Annotated in this window: 15 protein-coding genes; 5 read left to right on the top strand and 10 right to left on the bottom strand. The window is 66.6% G+C overall.

Going from position 1 to position 18482, the window contains the following annotated elements:
- Nucleotides 1–7 precede the first annotated feature (7 nt).
- The 6 genes from ACROUL_RS05555 to ACROUL_RS05530 all read right to left on the bottom strand — a co-directional run bounded on the left by ACROUL_RS05555 (nucleotide 8) and on the right by ACROUL_RS05530 (nucleotide 6184).
- Nucleotides 8–478 carry an Hsp20 family protein gene (locus ACROUL_RS05555; protein ID WP_431298525.1) on the bottom strand — a complete coding sequence of 157 codons (471 nt, stop codon included), beginning with the start codon at nucleotides 476–478 and terminating at the stop codon, nucleotides 8–10.
- A gap of 137 nt (nucleotides 479–615) precedes the next feature.
- Nucleotides 616–1434, bottom strand: a complete 819-nt coding sequence (locus tag ACROUL_RS05550; protein ID WP_431298524.1) for a trypsin-like serine peptidase — start codon at nucleotides 1432–1434, stop codon at nucleotides 616–618.
- Complete coding sequence (locus tag ACROUL_RS05545) at nucleotides 1431–2234, bottom strand: trypsin-like serine peptidase (RefSeq protein WP_431298523.1); 804 nt, start codon at nucleotides 2232–2234, stop codon at nucleotides 1431–1433. The genes ACROUL_RS05550 and ACROUL_RS05545 overlap by 4 nt, the downstream gene beginning before the upstream one ends.
- Before the next feature lie 78 nt (nucleotides 2235–2312).
- Nucleotides 2313–3602, bottom strand: a complete 1290-nt coding sequence (gene glcF, locus ACROUL_RS05540; protein ID WP_431298522.1) for a glycolate oxidase subunit GlcF — start codon at nucleotides 3600–3602, stop codon at nucleotides 2313–2315.
- Nucleotides 3602–4690 (bottom strand): FAD-binding protein, encoded by a 1089-nt coding sequence (locus tag ACROUL_RS05535; RefSeq protein ID WP_431298521.1) that lies wholly within the window; start codon nucleotides 4688–4690, stop codon nucleotides 3602–3604. Before ACROUL_RS05535 ends, glcF begins: the two co-directional genes overlap by 1 nt.
- 60 nt (nucleotides 4691–4750) lie before the next feature.
- Entirely contained in the window at nucleotides 4751–6184 is a 1434-nt protein-coding gene (locus ACROUL_RS05530) for an FAD-linked oxidase C-terminal domain-containing protein (RefSeq protein ID WP_431298520.1), read from the bottom strand.
- 83 nt (nucleotides 6185–6267) lie between these two features.
- Between ACROUL_RS05530 and ACROUL_RS05525 the strand changes: the two genes are divergently transcribed.
- Nucleotides 6268–6966 (top strand): DUF599 domain-containing protein, encoded by a 699-nt coding sequence (locus ACROUL_RS05525; RefSeq protein ID WP_431298519.1) that lies wholly within the window; start codon nucleotides 6268–6270, stop codon nucleotides 6964–6966.
- Here ACROUL_RS05525 and ACROUL_RS05520 read toward each other — a convergent pair whose 3' ends face one another.
- From ACROUL_RS05520 to ACROUL_RS05505, 4 genes are read right to left on the bottom strand one after another with little or no spacing between them, the layout of a single operon-like run.
- A complete protein-coding gene (locus ACROUL_RS05520; protein ID WP_431298518.1) occupies nucleotides 6967–9039 on the bottom strand; it encodes a hypothetical protein in 2073 nt (690 codons plus the stop codon).
- Nucleotides 9036–11816, bottom strand: a complete 2781-nt coding sequence (locus tag ACROUL_RS05515; RefSeq protein WP_431298517.1) for a DUF4159 domain-containing protein — start codon at nucleotides 11814–11816, stop codon at nucleotides 9036–9038. The genes ACROUL_RS05520 and ACROUL_RS05515 overlap by 4 nt, the downstream gene beginning before the upstream one ends.
- The gene (locus tag ACROUL_RS05510; RefSeq protein WP_431298516.1) at nucleotides 11816–12703 is read right to left on the bottom strand and encodes a DUF58 domain-containing protein; all 888 of its coding nucleotides are present in this window, start codon (nucleotides 12701–12703) and stop codon (nucleotides 11816–11818) included. Before ACROUL_RS05510 ends, ACROUL_RS05515 begins: the two co-directional genes overlap by 1 nt.
- Nucleotides 12700–13701, bottom strand: a complete 1002-nt coding sequence (locus ACROUL_RS05505) for an AAA family ATPase (RefSeq protein WP_431298515.1) — start codon at nucleotides 13699–13701, stop codon at nucleotides 12700–12702. The genes ACROUL_RS05510 and ACROUL_RS05505 overlap by 4 nt, the downstream gene beginning before the upstream one ends.
- 84 nt (nucleotides 13702–13785) lie before the next feature.
- Here ACROUL_RS05505 and ACROUL_RS05500 point away from each other — a divergent pair, with 84 nt between their 5' ends.
- From ACROUL_RS05500 to polA, 4 genes are all read left to right on the top strand, one after another.
- A complete protein-coding gene (locus ACROUL_RS05500) occupies nucleotides 13786–14364 on the top strand; it encodes a DUF1285 domain-containing protein (protein ID WP_431298514.1) in 579 nt (192 codons plus the stop codon).
- Between the two features lie 16 nt (nucleotides 14365–14380).
- Nucleotides 14381–15157: a hydroxypyruvate isomerase family protein gene (locus ACROUL_RS05495; protein ID WP_431298513.1), complete on the top strand. Its 777-nt coding sequence runs from the start codon at nucleotides 14381–14383 to the stop codon at nucleotides 15155–15157.
- A 62-nt stretch (nucleotides 15158–15219) separates the two neighbouring features.
- Complete coding sequence (locus tag ACROUL_RS05490) at nucleotides 15220–15405, top strand: zinc-finger domain-containing protein (protein WP_431298512.1); 186 nt, start codon at nucleotides 15220–15222, stop codon at nucleotides 15403–15405.
- A 128-nt stretch (nucleotides 15406–15533) separates the two neighbouring features.
- Nucleotides 15534–18365 (top strand): DNA polymerase I, encoded by a 2832-nt coding sequence (gene polA, locus ACROUL_RS05485; RefSeq protein WP_431298511.1) that lies wholly within the window; start codon nucleotides 15534–15536, stop codon nucleotides 18363–18365.
- The last annotated feature ends 117 nt before the right edge of the window (nucleotides 18366–18482 follow it).

The raw sequence follows: 18482 nt of genomic DNA, 5'->3' as shown, positions 1-18482 counted from the left end.
CGAAAGCTCAGTTGACCGTTTCGGCCGTCGCTTCCAGAACTCGGGTCGAACCGCCCGCACGGGCAATCTCGATCCGACGCGGCTTCAGCGCCTCCGGCGTCTCGCGTACCAGATCGACGTGGAGCATTCCGTGCTCATGCACGGCCCCTGTCACGCGCACATGATCGGCCAGCGCGAAGCGGCGATCAAAGGCGCGGGTGGCGATCCCGCGGTGCAGGAAGGTGCGCTCGGTCTCATCCGCGGTCTTGCGGGCAGTCACGTGCAGCGCGCCGTCACGCACCTCAACCGTCAGGTCCTCGGGCGAAAACCCGGCGACGGCGATGGAGATGCGATAGGCATCCTCGGCGGTCTTTTCGATGTTGTAAGGCGGATAGGTCGGTTGCGACACGTCGCTCGACAGAACACGGTCCATCAGATCAGCGATCCGATCGAACCCAACAGTGGCACGGTACAGCGGTGCGAAGTCATAGCTGCGCATGGTCATCCTCCAGAAAAGCGATGCTCAACGCCCGCCCCATGAAGGGGCCGGGCAGGGTCACCGGGCCCGTCATGGCACCCGGTTACTGATCAGGTAGGCAGCCCGATTTGCGGTTTCAAGACCCCGGATCGTCGGTCTCAGGGCTTCACGAACCGCGCCCCGATGTCGCGATCCTGGCCGTCGCCGCCCAGCTTGCGCATGGTAGGCGGGGCTGTCTGCGCATCACTCAACACCTTGCCGTCGCGCAGCATCGCCTTCAACTCGGTCACCACGTCCGGCAATTCAACGCCGATGGCCATCTTCGGACCTCCCTCGGCAGACCCCGAGGATATGATCGACACGATCCGCGCCCGGCCCATCGAACGGTCCAACACCGGCGCGCCCGACGATCCGAAGCTGACGTCGCAATCCAGCACGACCAGCCCTTCGCGTTTGCCCAGCACCGAACAGACGCGTTGCCACGACAGCGTTTCCTCCAGGCCCTCGGCATAGGACACCACGCTCACGTCAGCGCCTTCACCGGGGCTTTGCACGACCAATGGCACGGCAAGTGACGCAGGGATCGGCGTGGCAAGCTGCAGCAGCGCCACATCGCGGCGCATCTCTTCGGGCGGCAACTGCCCGACCCCGGTATAGCCCTCGGGCACAACGGTGCGGACCACCACGGATTCGGACAGCGCCGTCCCGTCTGTCAGCCCGGCCCGGAACGTCAACCGCTCCGCGGCGATCGGCGTGCCATCCTCTTCCAGAACGCAATTCCCGGCGGTCAGCACAAGGTCAGGCGCGATCAGCGCCCCGGTGCAGTACCCGCCATCCGCAATGTCGACGCGCCCCACCGCCTCCCAACCCGGCAATTCGTCGCGCCGCGTCACCCGGTCAAGCCCGGCCTGATCCTGCGCCATGGCCGGGCATGACGCCACCGCCAGCATCGCCACCAACACTGCAACCTGTCTCATGGCTTTACGAACTTCGCACCGCTATCGTCCCCGCCCGACAGGACGCGGACACCCGCAATTCCCGACCGCGGGTCGGAATGGCTGGCCGCAAGGGCCGCCCGCAACACCCGCAACGGGGCTGCCAGAGAAACCGCCAGCGCCACCTTTCGGCCTTCGATCTCGGCCTTGGCTGAAATCACCGAAACCACCTTCGCCACGCCATCATGAATGGCGAACACAGGCGCGCCCGACGATCCGAAATCGACGTTGCACGACAGGATCAGCGTCGTGGCACGCTCGGCCAACACTTCGCAGACTTCCTGGAACGTCGGCACTTCCGACCGGTCCTGCGCATAGGATACCACGCCGACATGGTCGCCCTCGACCGGGGCCGCGTCCGTCTCGAACGGCACCAGCGACGGCAGCCGGATCGCTTGGTTCAACTCCAAGAGTGCCAGATCCGAACTGACCCGCTCCAGCTTGTCCACGCCGTCGTAGCTGTAGTCCGGATGCGCCACCGCCCGCCGCACGCTGCGGTAGGCCACCGCCCGCCCGTTACGCCAGCCGGCATAGAACTGGATGTCCTCGGGACGCATCGGCGCACCGGTTTCCTTGTCAAACAGGCAATGCGCCGCCGTTAGCACCAGCTTCGGTTCGATCAGCGTCCCGGTGCAGAAACCGCGGTCGCCAAGGATCAGTTTGCCCACCGCATCCCAGCCGCGCGAATCGTCCGCCGTCTGCATCCCGAACATTGTCGCGTCTTGCGCAACAGTGACCCGCGGAAGGGCAGCAAACAGCAGGGCGAAGGCCAGACGGAGCATCAATTTCCTCGCGGCGACACACGCGCCCACCACAACTTGGGCGGTTTTGCCTGACGCCGCAAGCATGGTTTTCACCACTCAGACGGTGGCCAGCGCCCTCGGCATCGGCCCGCCCGTGGCCCAGTCCAAAAGCTCCACCGTATGCACCACCGGCACCCCGGTCGCAGACCCGATCTGCATCATGCAGCCGATGTTGCCTGCAGCGATCACATCCGGTTTCCGCGCCTCCAGCGTTTCCACCTTTCGCGTCCGCAACTGCGCCGAGATCTCAGGCTGCAGCAGGTTGTAGGTGCCAGCCGATCCGCAGCACAGGTGGCTGTCGGCAGGTTCCACCACCTCAAATCCCACCCGTTTCAGCAGATCCTTCGGCGCGGTCTTGATCTGCTGGCCATGCTGCAACGAACAGGCCGCGTGGTAGGCCACCCGCATACCCTTGGCCGCGCCTGCCGGCAGGCCAAGTTTCACAAGCACTTCGCTCACATCCATCGCCAGCCCAGCCACCGTTGCCGCCTCGCTCGCCAGTGCGTCGTTGCGGAACATGTTGCCGTAATCCTTCACCGTCGTCCCGCAACCGCTCGTGTTGATCACTATGGCATCCAGCCCCCCGGCAGTCTTTTCAGCCATGAACGCCCGGATGTTCGCCTCTGCCGACCCATGCGCCAGATTCGCCTTGCCCATGTGATGCGTCAGCGCCCCGCAGCAGCCTTGCCCCTTCGCCACCACCACCTCGCACCCCAACCGCCGCAGCAGCCGGATCGTGGCATCGTTGATATCCGTGTTCAGCGCCTTCTGCGCGCAGCCCGTCATCAACGCCACCCGCATCCGCCGCTCGCCCAGCGCCGGAAACACCTGTGGGTCGTCGTTCCGGCTGACCGGAGGGATCTGCTTCGGCGCCATCGCCAGCATCGCCTTCAACCGCCGGTCCGGCACCAGAAACGAAAACGGCTTGGCGATCTTCGCGCCCAACAGCGCCAGCCGGAACCGCCCCGGATAAGGGATCACCCGCGCCAGTACGCTGCGCAGCATGCGGTCCATCAGGGGCCGCTTGTAGGTTGCCTCGATATACTCCCGCGCATGGTCGACCAGGTGCATGTAATGCACCCCCGACGGGCATGTGGTCATGCAAGCCAGGCAACTCAGGCAGCGGTCGATATGCTTGACCGTCTGCGCGTCCGCCGGACGCCCCTTTTCCAGCATGTCCTTGATCAGGTAGATCCGCCCGCGCGGGCTGTCCAACTCGTCGCCAAGCACCTGATATGTCGGGCAGGTCGCCGTGCAGAACCCGCAATGCACGCAAGTCCGCAAAATCTCGTTCGACCGGGCGATCGCAGGCTCGCGCAACTGTTCGGGCGTGAAAACCGTCTGCATCAGACCATCATCCCCTGATTGAACACGCCCTTCGGGTCGAACTTCGCCCGCAGCCCCGCCGTCACCCGAGCCAGCGCCGGCACCTCCGGTTGGAAGACCGGCCCATCGCCCGCACCGCGCACCCGCGTCGCATGGCCCCCCGGCAGGGCGGCGCGAACCACCGCCCCCGGCGTTGCGTCCTCAACCAGCAGCCACAACAGCCCACCCGCCCAGTCCATCACCACATCCCGCATGACCGGCGCCAACGCCCCTAGCACAACGGGCGCGTCCGACGGCTTCACCGACACCCGCCAGACCGCCCCCTCGCGCCCGGCAAAACCGCTAACGTCCCGGACCGCGCGCCAATGCCCGGCCCCCTCGACCCGGTGCCAGCCCGCCCCCAGCCGCTTCATCAATTCCGCCGCGCGATAGTCGACCGATCCGGCAAGCCCCTCCACCCGCACCAATGCCCCGTCCGCAGGGGTCCACGCGGCCCCCGACACATCGAACGGCGATCCCATCGCCACCGCCAGCGCCGCCACCGCACCCCGCGCGTCAAGCCCTTCGCAGCGCAAGGTCGCCTCCACTTCCGGAACCGCCTGCACTTTGAAACTCACCTCGGTCACCACCCCCAGCGTGCCATGCGACCCCGCCATCAGCTTCACCAGATCATAGCCGGTGACGTTCTTCATCACCCGCCCGCCGTTCTTGATGACCGCCCCCGTACCATCAACGAACCGCACGCCCAACAGACTGTCGCGGCACGCGCCCGCCTGCACCCGCCGTGGCCCGCTCGAATTCGCCGCCACGACGCCCCCGATGGTCGACACCCCGCCCCGCCCCAGAAGTCCGCGCAGATCCGGCACCTCGAAGGCCAGCCGCTGCCGCTCCGCCGCCAGCACCGCCTCGACCTCTGCCACCGGCGTCCCCGCCTTCGCCACCAGCGTCAGCGCGCCCGGCTCATAAAGGACCACACCAGAAAGCCCGCCCGTTTCCAGCACGTCCCCGGCCGCCTCGCCAATCCGCCGCGTCCCGCCGCCGCGCAGCACCACCGGCGCCGTCGCGGCGGTCACGATCTCAGCCAGTTCCGTCTCGGTCGTCGGCCGCATGGTCTTGCTCTTTTCAAAAAACACTCCGGGGGTCCGAAGATTCGCCCCCACTCAGCCGCGTCACGCCGCGCGGCGGTCGGCGGTCACAGTCAGGGGAAACACCTTCGCCGGATTAAGCAGCCACTTCGGGTCGAACACATCCTTCACCCTAAGCTGCGCCTCCATGTCCTCGGCCGAAAACTGCACCCCCATCAGGTCGCGCTTCTCGATCCCCACGCCATGCTCGCCAGTCAGGCAACCGCCCACCTCGACGCACAGCTTCAGAACCTCTGCCCCGAACCGCTCACAGGTCTCCAGATCGCCGGGCTTGTTCGCATCATACAGGATCAACGGGTGCATGTTGCCGTCGCCGGCGTGGAACACATTGCCCACCGCCAGCCCGAACTCCACGCTCATCTCGCCGATCCGACGCAGCACGTAAGGCAGGCTCGACACCGGGATCGTGCCGTCCAGACACATGTAATCCGATATCCGCCCGATCGCGCTGAACGCCGATTTCCGTCCCAGCCAGATGCGCTTGGCCTGCGCCTCGTCCTCGGCCTCGATCACCGCCACCGGGTCGTGCCGCGCCGCGATGGCCTTGATCAGCGCCAGTTGCTCGTCGATCTCTGCGTCCGACCCCTCGACCTCGATGATCAAAAGCGCCTCGCAATCGGGATACCCGGCCTGCGCGAAATCCTCGCAGACGCGGATCAGCATCCGGTCCATGAACTCTATCGCCACCGGCAACACGCCCGCCTTGATGATGTCGGCAACACAGGCTCCCGCCACCTCGTTCGAGGCAAACCCCATCAGCACCGGCCGTGCGCCCTCGGGCTTTGGCAGGATGCGCAAGGTGGCTTCCGTCACCACGCCCAACTGCCCTTCCGACCCGCAGACAACGCCCAGCACGTCCAGCCCGCCCGCGTCGGCCCAAGGCCCGCCGATCTCAAGCACCGTGCCGTCCATCTGCACCAGCGTGACGCCTAGCAGGTTGTTCGTCGTCACCCCGTATTTCAGGCAATGGGCGCCGCCGGAATTCATCGCGATATTGCCGGCAATCGCACAGGCCAGCTGGCTCGATGGGTCGGGCGCATAAAAGAACCCCTCCGCCTCTACCGCCCCCGTCACCGAAAGGTTGGTCCGCCCCGATTGCACCCGCACGAAGCGGTTCGTGTAATCCGCCTCCAGAACCGCGTTCATCCGCGCTACACCAAGGATCACGCAATCCGCCGTCGGCAGCGCCCCTCCGGCCAGCGATGTGCCAGACCCGCGCGGCACCACCGGCACGCCCTCTTCCCAGCACACCCGCAGCACGGCAGACACTTCTGCAGTCGTGCGGGGCAACACCGCCGCCATTGGCGGGCAGCGATAGGCGCTCAGGGCATCACACTCGTAAACTCGCACCTCGGCCGCATCGTCGATCACCGCATCGGCGGGCAGCACCGCGCGCAACCGCGCCACGATCCGGCCCTTGCGCGCAAGGATGGCAGCGTCCGGCACCGGCATGTCCATGATCGTCTCCTTTGAGATTGGTAAATAATTATAACCAATTTTGAAAGATGACAAGCCCGATCACCAGACCTAGTCTACGGCACATGGACATCCTCGCCCACCTCGGCCCGTTTTCACTCTACGATGCGCTCGCGCTTGCCTTCATCCTGTTGACGTGGCTCGTCACCGGCTGGCTCAGCGAAAACCCGCCCGCATCGCGCCCCTCCGTCTCGCTCCTGATGGAGGATTACCGCCGTGAATGGATGCACGCCTTCGTCACCCGCCAGCCCCGCATCTTCGACGCCACCGTGATTGAAAGTCTGCGTCAAGGCACAGCCTTCTTCGCCTCTGCCTCGCTCATTGCCATCGGCGGCGGGCTGGCGATGATCAGCAACGTCGGCTCTGTCACCGATCTGACCGGCGCGCTCAGCGTCGAGGCGAACCCCAGCGCGGTGCCCCTGAAAGTCCTTGTGGTCGTGGCCTTCCTGTCCAACGCACTTTTGAAATTCGTCTGGTCGAACCGGCTCTTCGGCTATTGCTCGGTGATGATGGCCGCCGTGCCGAACGACCCCGACCATTCCCATGCCTACGCCCGCGCGGCACAGGCTGCCGAAATCAACATCACCGCCGCCCGCAGCTTCAACCGTGGGCTGCGCTCGATCTACTTCGCGCTGGCCGCGCTCGGCTGGCTCCTCGGCCCGATCGGCCTGGCCGTAGCCACACTTGCCTCAGGCACCGTCCTGATGCGCCGCGAATTCGCCTCGCATTCGCGCGCGGTCATCCTGCAACGCCTGCCGGATTGATCAGACCCGCCGCGCGCCCTTGCGGCCTTCGATAAGCCACGCGGCAATGGCCAGCGCGGCCGCAAGGATCAGATAGGCCCAGCCCGGCAGCAACGCTGCCACTTTCACATCGGCCGTCAGATATGCCTCGCGCGGGGTGATCCCGATCCAGCCGCGTCCCACCGCGGGCCGACCGTCGCGCACTTCGCGAATATCCGGCAACCCGTCCTCGATACGGGTCACGCCACCATTGGTCGGTGCGGCCAACGGCCCCAGAAGATCTCCCGTCGCGATCGTATCGACGAACTCGCGCGGCGACGACGGGCCAACCGCGATCACCCGCGTCAGATCGCCCTGCTCCAGCCGGTAAAGCCCCAGCATCGGCGCGTCCCAGACCGTCTCGTACCTGCCCGGCCCCACCTCCGGCATTGGCAACACCACTGCGGCCCCATCCGGCCCCGTGACCTTCAGATCACCCGGAGCCGCCTCGGCCACCGACCGCCGCGTGATCGTCAACTGCTGCCCGTCCGCCGTCGCGGTAAGGGTTTCTTCCTCCAGCTCCGGCTCCTTCAGCATCCAGTGCGCAAGCCGCCGCAGCAATTCCAGTTGCGGCCCGCCGCCCTCATAGCCCCGGCCCCAAAGCCAGGCCTGATCCGACGCCAGCACCGCCACGCGCCCCTTTTCCACCCGGTTCAGCACCAGAAGCGGCCGGTCATCCGGCCCCGACATCAAGACCTGTCCCGCCGTCTGCACCACCTCGACCAGCCGGAACCACCGCCCCCAGCCGCCCTCCGGCGCCAAAGCCTCCAGCCCCTCGGTCACCGGATGCCGTCGCCCAAGATCGGTCAACTTCGGGCGGAACCCTTCCTCGATCACCTGCGCCGTCGGCTCCACCGGCAATATCTCGGCCATGGGCGAGCGGTAAAGACTGTCCACCGCGCCAAACTCCGGCCCCGCCGCCACCAGCACGGTGCCGCCGTTCTTCACATACTTGACCACGTTCTCGATGTAGGACATCGGCAGGATGCCCCGCATCCGGTAGCGGTCGAAGATGATCAGATCGAATTCCTCGATTTTCTCGATGAACAGTTCCCGCGTCGGAAAAGCGATCAGCGACAGCTCGTCCACGGGAATACCGTCCTGCTTTTCCGGCGGCCGCAGAATGGTGAAATGCACCAGATCAACGCTGGCATCCGACTTCAGCAGGTTCCGCCAGACCCGCTCGCCGGCATGGGGCTCGCCCGATACCAGCAGCACCCGCAGCCGGTCCCGAACGCCGTTGATCTGCACCACGGCGGCATTGTTGCGGTCGGTCAACTCGCCCTCGGCGCCTGCCACCGAAAACTGCAACACGTTCATCCCGCCATGCGGCAGCGTCACCGGCAGGTCCAACTCCTCGCCAACCGGCACCGTGTAGGTCGCCGGCTCCTCGGCATCGACGGTGATCGTCAACTGCGCCTCCGGCCCGACAGAGGCCGGCACCGCCCCCAGATCCTCGATCTTCAGGGTCAGATTGAACTCCTCGCCCATGATCGCGAAAGCCGGCGCGTTCTTCACCACCAACCGGCGGTCCCAGTCGGCCTCGGCCCCCGTCAGCAGCACCTGCAACGGCGCGGGCAGGTTCGGCACCAGCCCAAGATCATGCACCACCCCGTCGGTGATCACGATCGCCCCCGCCACCCGCGCGCGCGGCTCTTCGGCCAACGCCTCGGCAAGCGCGGTCATCGCCAGCGTCCCGGCATCGTCCTCGCCGTCGCCCAACCGGTGCACACGGAGTTCGGTGTTCGGCAAAGCCGCCACCTCCGCCTCGACGCGCGCAATCGCCGCTTCGGTCTGCGCCGCCCGGTCGCCCAAGCCCTGCGACGCGCTTTCATCGACCACAAGGATCACGATGTCGTTCAGGGGCGAGCGTTCTTCTTCCTGCAAGGCCGGGTTCGCCAGCGCGACCAAAAGCACGCCCAGCGCCAGTCCGCGCAGCCACCAGCCGCCCAGACCCCGCCACACCGCCACCGCCAGCAGCACCACCGCCAGCCCGCCCAGCGCCGCGATTACGACCCACGGCACCAGCGGATCAAAGATCAACGTCTGCGTCATTGTCCCAGCCTTTCCAGCAAGGCCGGCACATGCACCTGATCCGACTTATAATTCCCGGTCAGCACATGCATGATCAGGTTGATGCCAAAGCGGTAGGACATCTCGCGCTGCCGCTCGCCCGCAAAGCCGCGTCCCACCGGCAACAAGGGCGCGCCCATATCGTCGGTGGCCCATGCCGCAGCCCAGTCGTTTCCGCCGATCACCACCGGCGTCACGCCATCGTTCAGGTTGCGAAACGGCATTCCGTCCGCCGCCTCCTCCGCTGCCGCAGGCGCCGCCTCCACCCAGAGCGGCCCTTGCGCGTGGCGGCCGGGAAATTCCTGCAACAGATAGAACGTGCGGGTCAGCACGTGGTCGGCCGGAATCTGTTCAAGCGGCGGAATGTCCAGCCCCGCCGCGATCTTCTGCAACGCCTGCCCCTCGGGCGTCGTGCCGCCAAAGCCCGCCACATCCGCGTCGCGCGTGTCGAAAAGGATCATGCCGCCGGTGCGCAGATAGTCGTTCAGCTTGTCATAGGCCGCAGCCGAGGGCGCGGCCTGACCCGCCGTGATCGGCCAGTAAAGGAACGGAAAGAACGCCAGTTCGTCCCGCTCCAGATCAACCCCCACCGGCAGTGCCGGCTCGATCGTGGTGCGTTGCCACAGCCGGTCGCCAAGCCCGCGCAGGCCCGCGTCGGCCAGCCTGTCGATCTCGGCATCGCCGGTCAGCACATGCGCCAGAACCACCTCGGTCGTGGCGCGCAGCGCGAAATCGTCATCTGGCCCCGCCTCCTGCGCCCGCGCCTGCGGCGCAAGGCCGCCCACCAGCACCACCACCGCCAGCATCGCCGCCCGCCGTCCAAGCCCGGTCAGCCGCCCCGCCACCCAAAGCGCCGCCAGAATGTCCAGCAGCATCAGGCCCAGCGCGCCCGACAGGAAACCCGCCTTCAACGACTGCGCGGTCTGCCCCTCCAGCCCCTCGATCACGGTGCCCGTAGGCCAATCCGCCGCCAGCAACTCTGTCTCTGCCCCGATCACGTTCAGCGCCACGCGCCGGTCCGGCCCGGCATAAAGCCCCGGCGGAAACGCCGCCGCAGGGCCGCTGGCAATCGCCGCCGCCAGATCGGCCCCCTCGACGCCCGCTACCTCGCCCGCGTCGCTCAATTGCCCATAAGCGTCCAGCACCACCTCCGGCACCCACACCTGCCCCGCCAGATCGGCGGCCTCCGGCATCGCCGGGCGGGTCGAAACCGCCAGCCGTTCCAGCATCGACACGAACAACCCCGACAACGGCAACGTCGACCATTCCGCATTCGCCGTCACATGCACCAGCACCACCTGCCCGTCGCCCACCACCTTGCGGGTGACCAAGGGCGTGCCATCCTCCAGCGCCGCAATCGTGCGCTCCGCCAATTCGGGATCGGGCTGCGCCAGAACCTGCGCCTTTACCGTCACGTCCGTCGGCGTCGGCAAGCCAAAGAACGGCGAGCCTTCGACGAACGGCGCCAGCGCCTTCGGCTCGCCCCAACTCATCGCCCCGCCCACCGTGCGCCCACCCTCGCGCAGCCGCACCGGCATCAGCGGGTCTTCCGTCATCCGGCTGACATCGCTTGCAGCCAGCCTCGGCCCGGCAAAGCGCAACAGCAGCCCACCCTTCTCCAGCCAGTCCAGCGTCGCATCGGTCTCGGCTTGCGTCAGCCGCGCCACATCAGCAAGAATCACCACATCCGGGTTGGCCAGCAGCACATCCGTCAGGCTGCCCTCGATCAGTTCCGCCACCGGCTCCAGCGCCTGCCGCAGGTAATGCGTCGGCGACAGCAGTTGCAGCGCCTCCTGATCCGGCCCCGCCCCGATGATCGCCACCTTGCGCCGCTTCAGACTATCATCCGTCAGGCTGACCGCCCCCGCCGACCGCACGCCCTCGATCTCGAACCGCGTGATCCGGTTGCGCAGTTCCGGCGGCAGGTTCAAAGTCGCTTCGGCCCGCGCCTCACCCGCGCCAAAGGGCAAGACAGCCCGAGCCAGTTCCCGTTCGATCCCCGCCGGGTCCGGCCCCCGCGCCACAACATCGACCGACACCGCATCCGCCGCCGGCAAGCGGCTGACCGCCACCGCCACCGCACCGTCCTTGAACTCTGCCGGATGCAGCGCCAACACCGGGCGCGGGCTTTCGATCACCCGCACCGGCCCCCGCGCCGACAGCGCGTCCAGCAGGTCCTCGCGCCCGTCATGCGCCAACCCGTCCGACAGCCACACGCTCTCGAAACTCCCCGCCGGCAACTTCGCCGCCCAGTCGCCCAGACCCGCCGGCGCCCACGGCTGCGGCTGCAATCCTGCCACCCGGCCCGCCCACACATCCGCCGTCTGAAACTCCACCTCGGTCGGCGCATCGCTCAGGCGAACCACCGCGACCGTCCGCCCCTCGCGCCCAGCCTCATCGACCAGCGCCGCGGCCCGGTCCATCCGGCGCGGCCAGTCGCGCGCATCGGCCCATGATCCGTCAACCAGCACCAACAGCGGCCCGCCGCCTGCCACCCGCACATCGGGGTTCAGAACCGGCCCCGCAAACCCCACGATCGCCGCCGCCACCGCCAGCATCCGCAACATCAGCAGCCACCACGGCGTCTTGTCCGCCTCGTTCTCGTCGTCCTTCAAACCCAGCAGCAGCGCCACGCCCGGAAACCGCCGCCGGATCGGCGCAGGCGGCACGGCGCGCAACAACAGCCACAGGATCGGCAGCGCAACCAACCCGGCCAACAGCCAAGGCACCGCAAATCCAACCGGGCCGATCATGAACATCAGCGGCCCCCCTGCAACGCGCCGTAGGCCCACAAAAGCGCCGATTGCGCCGGCTGCCCGGTGTGATGCGTGGTGAAATGCCAGCCGACCGCGCGGGCCAGCGTCGCAAGCCGATCCTTCCGCTCCGCCAACCGCGCCAGATACCGCGCGCGCAGATCGCCCGCCTGCTGCGTCTCGAACCGCACCGACCCGCCCATCGATTCAAAGATCGTGCGGCCCGCAAACGGAAACTCCTCCTCCGCCGGGTCCAGAACCTGCATCAGCACGCCCTTCACCCCACGGTCCGCCGCCCGTGCAAGCCCCGCCTCGACCCCCGCCAGATCGCCAAGGAAATCCGACAGGAACACCGCCCGCCCGTGGCTGACCATGCCCTCGGTTTCCGGCGCACCGAAATCCTCGCCGTCCTCGGCCCCCGACAACCGCGCAGCCAGCCGCAACATCTGCGACCGCCCGGCCCGCGGCGCGGCCATCCCCGCCAACCCGACCCGCTCACCGCCGCGCAACAGAAGAACCGCCAGCGCCAACGCCAACAGTTTCACCCGGTCGCCCTTGGGCGCGCGACCCTTGTCGCCCGTAAAACTCATCGACTTCGACGGATCGACCCACAGCGTCACCGACTGCGCCGCCTGCCATTCCCGTTCCCGCACGAAATGCGCATCCGACCGCGCCGAACGGCGCCAGTCGATCATCCGCGCGCTATCGCCCTGATGCGCCGGGCGGTATTGCCAGAACTCATCGCCCAAACCCGCGCGCCTGCGGCCATGCTCGCCCAGCATCACCGTTGCTGCCAACATCTCGGCCTCGGCCAGCAGGGGCGGCAATGCCTGCCCCAAGGCCTCGGCCCGCGCGCGCAGGTCGGCGTTCAGATTGGCGGCGGCTCCACTCACGCGGCGGCCTCAAGCCCCAGAACCCGTCCCGTCACCCGGTTGATGATCCCCGCCAGCGTCTCGCCCCGCGCCCGCGCCGCAAACGACAGCGCCATCCGGTGCACCAGCACCGCCTGCGCCATCGCCGCCACATCGCTGACCGAAGGCGCCAACCGCCCGTCCAGAAGCGCCCGCGCCCGCACCGTCAGCATCAAGGCCTGTGCCGCGCGCGGCCCCGGCCCCCAGGACAGGCTGTCCGCCAACTCGCGCCCCTCCGGCTCGCCCGGACGACAAGCGCGCACCAGATCAAGGATCGCCTCGACCACCTTGTCCCCGACCGGCATCCGCCGGATCACCGATTGCGCCGCGATCAGCCCCTCGGCGGTGAACACCTGATGGCTCTCCGCCTCCTCGGCCCCAGTGGTTGCGATCAGGATATCCCGCTCCGTCGCCCGCGTCGGATAATCCACATCCACCTGCACCAGAAAGCGGTCAAGCTGCGCTTCGGGCAACGGATACGTCCCCTCCTGCTCGATCGGGTTCTGCGTCGCCAGCACATGGAACGGGCGGCCCAGCGGCCGATGCTGCCCGGCAATCGTCACTTCCTTTTCCTGCATCGCCTGCAACAGCGCCGATTGCGTCCGGGGCGATGCCCGGTTGATCTCGTCAGCCATCAGCAACTGGCAGAAGATCGGCCCCTCGATAAACCGGAACGCACGCCCGCCCTCGGCATTGTCCAGAACCTCCGACCCAAGGATATCCGCCGGCATCAGGTCCGGCGTGAACTGCACCCGGTTCGCCTTCAGCCCCATCACCGTGCCAAGCGTGTCCACCAGCCGCGTCTTGCCAAGGCCCGGCAATCCCACCAGCAGCGCATGGCCGCCGCACAGCATCGACGCCAGCACAAGGTCCACGACCTTTTCCTGCCCGATGAACCGCTGATTGATCGACGCCTTGGCCTGCCCAAGTGTTGCGCCCAGCGCTTCGATCTCGGCAACCAGCGCGTTCGTATCAGCCATGACAATGCTCCGTCCGGGGTTATATGAAGGCATTAGACCGAAACTTAGCCCGCGGCACAAACGGCAAAAGGCAAACTGGCACAAATGATCGTGAAACCACCCTCGGCTGACAGCCTCGCCGCCTCGGCAAAGGCAGCAGGCACCAAGGGTCCGCCCCCGGTAGACAAGTGGAACCCGCCATTCTGCGGCGATCTCGACATTCGCATCGCCCGCGACGGCACGTGGTACTACCTCGGCACGCCCATCGGCCGCGCCCCCCTCGTCAAGCTCTTCTCCTCGATCCTGAAACGCGAGGGCGACGCCTACTTCCTCGTCACGCCCGTCGAAAAGGTCGGCATCAAGGTCGACGACGCCCCCCTCCTCGCCACCGATTTCGAGGTAACGGGCGAGGGCCACGACCAGACCCTCCGCTTCATCACCAAGACCGAGGACGAGGCCACCGCCGGCCCCGATCACCCGATCCGCGTCACCCGCGATCCGGTCACCGGCGAACCCTCGCCCTACATCCTGATCCGCCGCAATCTGGAGGCGCTGATCGACCGGAAATCCTTTTACAGACTGGTTGAATTGGGCTGCAACGAGCAATATGGCGGGCAGTCGTGGTTTGGTCTATGGTCGGGCGGTCAGTTCTTCCCGGTCATCCCATCCTCCGAATTGCCCTAACGAGTTCACAACACGCATGCCCCGTTTCGCCGCGAACCTGACACTTCTTTTCACCGAAGTGCCGATGCTCGACCGTCCTGACTGGGCGGCGCGCTGTGGTTTCGACGGGGTCGAGGTGCTGTTTCCTTACGACATCTCGATGACCGAATGGGAAAAGGCGCTGAACGGCGCCCCCCTCGCGCTCATCAACACGCCACCCGGCGATTGGGCCTCCGGCGACCGTGGCTTCGCCGCCGTGCCGGGGATGGAGCTGCAGTTCCGCGACAGCTTCCTGCGCGCCGCCGAATACGCCACCCGCCTCGGTGCCGCGCGCCTGCATGTGATGGCAGGCGTCGCCAAAGGTCCGATGGCCGAACAGTGCTACACCGAAAACCTCGCCTGGGCCGCCGCCCAAGCCCCCGGCCTGACCCTGACGCTGGAACCCCTGAACCCCGATGACATGCCCGGCTACTTCCTGAACGATTACGATCAGGCCGCCCGCATCATCGACGACCTCGGCCTTCCCCGCATCGGCCTGCAGTTTGACCTCTGGCATGCCGCCCGCCTGCATGGCGATGCCCACGCCGTCTGGGATACCCACCGCCACCGCATCAACCACGTCCAGATCGCCGGCTTCCCTGCCCGCAACGAACCCGGCGGCGGCGGCTTCTCGCTCCCCGACCTCTGCGACGACATCGACGCCCACTCGCCCCAGATCTGGGTCTCCGCCGAATACCGCCCCGCCAAGGGCACCGCCCAGGGCCTCGGCTGGCTGACCGCGATGAAGGCCCGCAGCGCACTGATCGGTGACTAAGGCTTGCCGCCCCCCCGCCTGACCCGCTAAATAGCCGCGACCAGAACCGCAGGACCCCCAAGATGCCCATCGAAGCGCCGGAAACCCAAACCGTCACCACCTGGAAGGTCGCCTGCGACGGTGGCGAAGGCGCGCTTGGCCATCCCCGCGTCTGGCTGACGATCCCCGCCGACACCGGCTATGTCGAATGCGGCTACTGCGACAAGCGCTACGTCATTGACCGCGACCACGCGCACGAAGACCACTAGGCGTCACCCCTCCGCCAGCAGCCTACGGCCAAACCGACCCAGCTTTCTCCGCCGCCACCCCGCCAATCCGGGTGGCCCATCGCCACGCTTTCTGGCATTACTCGGCCCGTCACAGCGGGGAAGCAGACATGGCATTCGGCAAGGGACACAACCTTCACCTGATCGACGGCTCCGCCTACATCTTCCGCGCCTACCACGCGCTGCCGCCTCTCACCCGCAAATCCGATGGCCTGCCCGTGGGCGCGGTCGCCGGCTTCTGCAACATCCTGTGGAACGAGATCTGCAAGGACCACGGCGGCAACGGCCCCACCCACATCGCGGTGATCTTCGACCACTCCGCCACCACCTTCCGCAACGCGCTCTACCCCGCTTACAAGGCGAACCGCCCGGAACTGCCAGAAGACCTGCGCCCGCAGTTCCCGCTGACCCGCGAAGCCACCCGCGCCTTCAACGTCGCCTGCATCGAAACCGAAGGGTATGAGGCCGACGACATCATCGCCACCCTTGCCCGCCACGCGGTAGAGGCGGGCGGTCAGGCCACCATCATTTCGTCCGACAAGGACCTGATGCAGCTTGTCGGCCCCTCGGTCATGATGTGCGACCCGATGAAAGACAAGATGATCGGCCCCGACGAGGTTTTCGAGAAATTCGGCGTCGAACCCGCTCGTGTCATCGACGTACAGGCCCTCTCCGGCGATTCGGTCGACAACATCCCCGGTGCACCCGGCATCGGCATCAAGACCGCCGCCCTCCTCATTCAGGAATACGGCGACCTCGAAACCCTCCTCGCCCGCGCCGGCGAGATCAAGCAACCAAAACGCCGCGAAGTGCTTTTGGAAAACGCCGACCAGATCCGCCTGTCAAAGCAACTCGTCACCCTCAAGAACGACACCCCCCTCGACGTCAGCCTTGACGATCTCGAGGTCAAACTGCCCGCCCCCGACGCGATCATGGAATTCCTCAACCGCATGGAATTCCGCACCCTCACCCGCCGCGTCGCGGAAAAGCTGAAGATCACGCCCCCCGCGCCGGTTGATCTCGCCCCCGCCGCCACCCTCAGCGACGACCCCGCCCCGGCAGCCGAGCCCACCGCACAGGTCTTCAACCTCGACGCCTACGAATGCGTCCGCGACATGGTCGCGCTCAACCGCTGGATCACCCGCATCCGCGACCGCGGCTACGTCGCCATCGACACCGAAACCACCGCGCTCGATGAAATGCGCGCCGAGCTTGTCGGCATCTCGCTTTCCGTCGATCCCGGCATGGCCTGCTACATCCCCCTCGGCCACCGGCAGGGCGGCGGCGACCTTTTCGGCTCCTCCGACCTCGTCGAAGGCCAGATCCCGCTTGCCGACGCCATCGCCGCCCTGAAACCGATCCTCGAAGATCCCGCGATCCTCAAGATCGGCCAGAACGTGAAATACGACTGGAAGATCCTCGCCCGTCAGGGCATCCGCATGACGCCTTTCGACGACACGATGCTGATGTCATATGTCATGCACGCAGGCCTCAACACCCACGGCATGGACGCGCTTTCAGACCGTTACCTCGGCTACCAGCCGGTCTCGATCAAGACCCTCCTCGGCACCGGAAAAAGCCAGATCACCTTCGACCGCGTCGCCATCGACGACGCCGTGCGTTATGCCGCCGAAGATGCCGACGTCACCCTGCGCCTGTGGCAGCTTTTCAAGCCGCAGCTGCACAAGGCCCGCGTCACCACAGTCTACGAAACTCTCGAACGCCCTCTCGTCCCGGTTCTGGCCGACATGGAAATGGCAGGCGTCAAGGTCGACCGCGAAACCCTGCGGATGATGTCCAACGCCTTCGCCCAGAAACTCGTCCAGCTGGAGGAGGAAATCCACTCCCTCGCCGGCGAAAAGTTCAACGTCGGCTCCCCGAAACAACTGGGCGAAATCCTCTTCGACCGCCTGCAAATCCCCGGCGGCACCCAAGGCAAGACTGGCGCCTACAACACCGGCGCCGACATTCTCGAAGACATCACCACGATGGAGGACAGCCACCCGCAAGGCGCCCGCCTTGCTGCCCGCATCCTCGACTGGCGCCAGATCGCCAAGCTGAAATCCACCTACACCGACACCCTGCAACATGCGATCAACCCGGAAACAGGCCGCGTCCACACCTGCTACTCCATCGCCGGCGCCTCCACCGGGCGCCTCGCCTCCACCGACCCGAACCTGCAAAACATCCCGATCCGCACCGAAGAAGGCCGCCGCATCCGCGAGGCGTTCATCGCCCCCGAAGGCCGCACCCTCGTGTCGCTCGACTACTCCCAGATCGAACTCAGAATCCTCGCCCACATCGCCGACATCCCCGAACTGCGCCGCGCCTTCGAGGACGGCATCGACATCCACGCCCTGACCGCCTCCGAAATGTTCAACGTCCCCCTCGACCAGATGACCTCCGACATCCGCCGCAAGGCCAAGGCGATCAACTTCGGCGTGATCTACGGCATCTCCGGCTTCGGCCTCGCCCGCAACCTGCGCATCCCCCGGGCCGAGGCACAGGGCTTCATCGACCGCTATTTCGAACGCTTCCCCGGCATCAAGACCTACATGTCCGATACGGTCAAATTCGCCCAAACCAACGGATTTGTGCAAACCCTGTTCGGCCGCCGCATCAACACACCCGAAATCAACGCCCGCGGCCCCGCCGCCGGTTTCGCCAAACGCGCCGCGATCAACGCGCCCATTCAAGGCACCGCCGCCGACGTGATCCGCCGCGCCATGATCCGGATGCCCGACGCCATCCGTGGCATCGACGCCCGGATGCTCCTGCAAGTCCACGACGAACTTTTGTTCGAGGTGGCCGAGGCCGACGCCCCCCGCCTGATCCCAATCGCCAAAGAGGTGATGGAAACCTCCGCCCACCCTGCCGTCGCTCTGAACGTCCACCTCGCGGTCGAGGCAGGCACCGGCAAAAGCTGGGCTGCGGCGCACTGACCGACCCCCTGCCCGCGGGCACGCACAAAGACGCCTGAGAGAACCGGCTTCTCTTTGCGACCCGATCTTTGGAACATACAATCACGACAAATCCGGTAGATTTATCTTACAGCGAAT

The organism is Tabrizicola sp. BL-A-41-H6, assembly GCF_050632395.1.
Taxonomy (GTDB): Bacteria; Pseudomonadota; Alphaproteobacteria; order Rhodobacterales; family Rhodobacteraceae; genus JAUYQR01.
The sequence above is the reverse complement of the archived record's forward strand: the minus strand, read 5'-3'. Positions and strand labels throughout refer to the sequence as shown.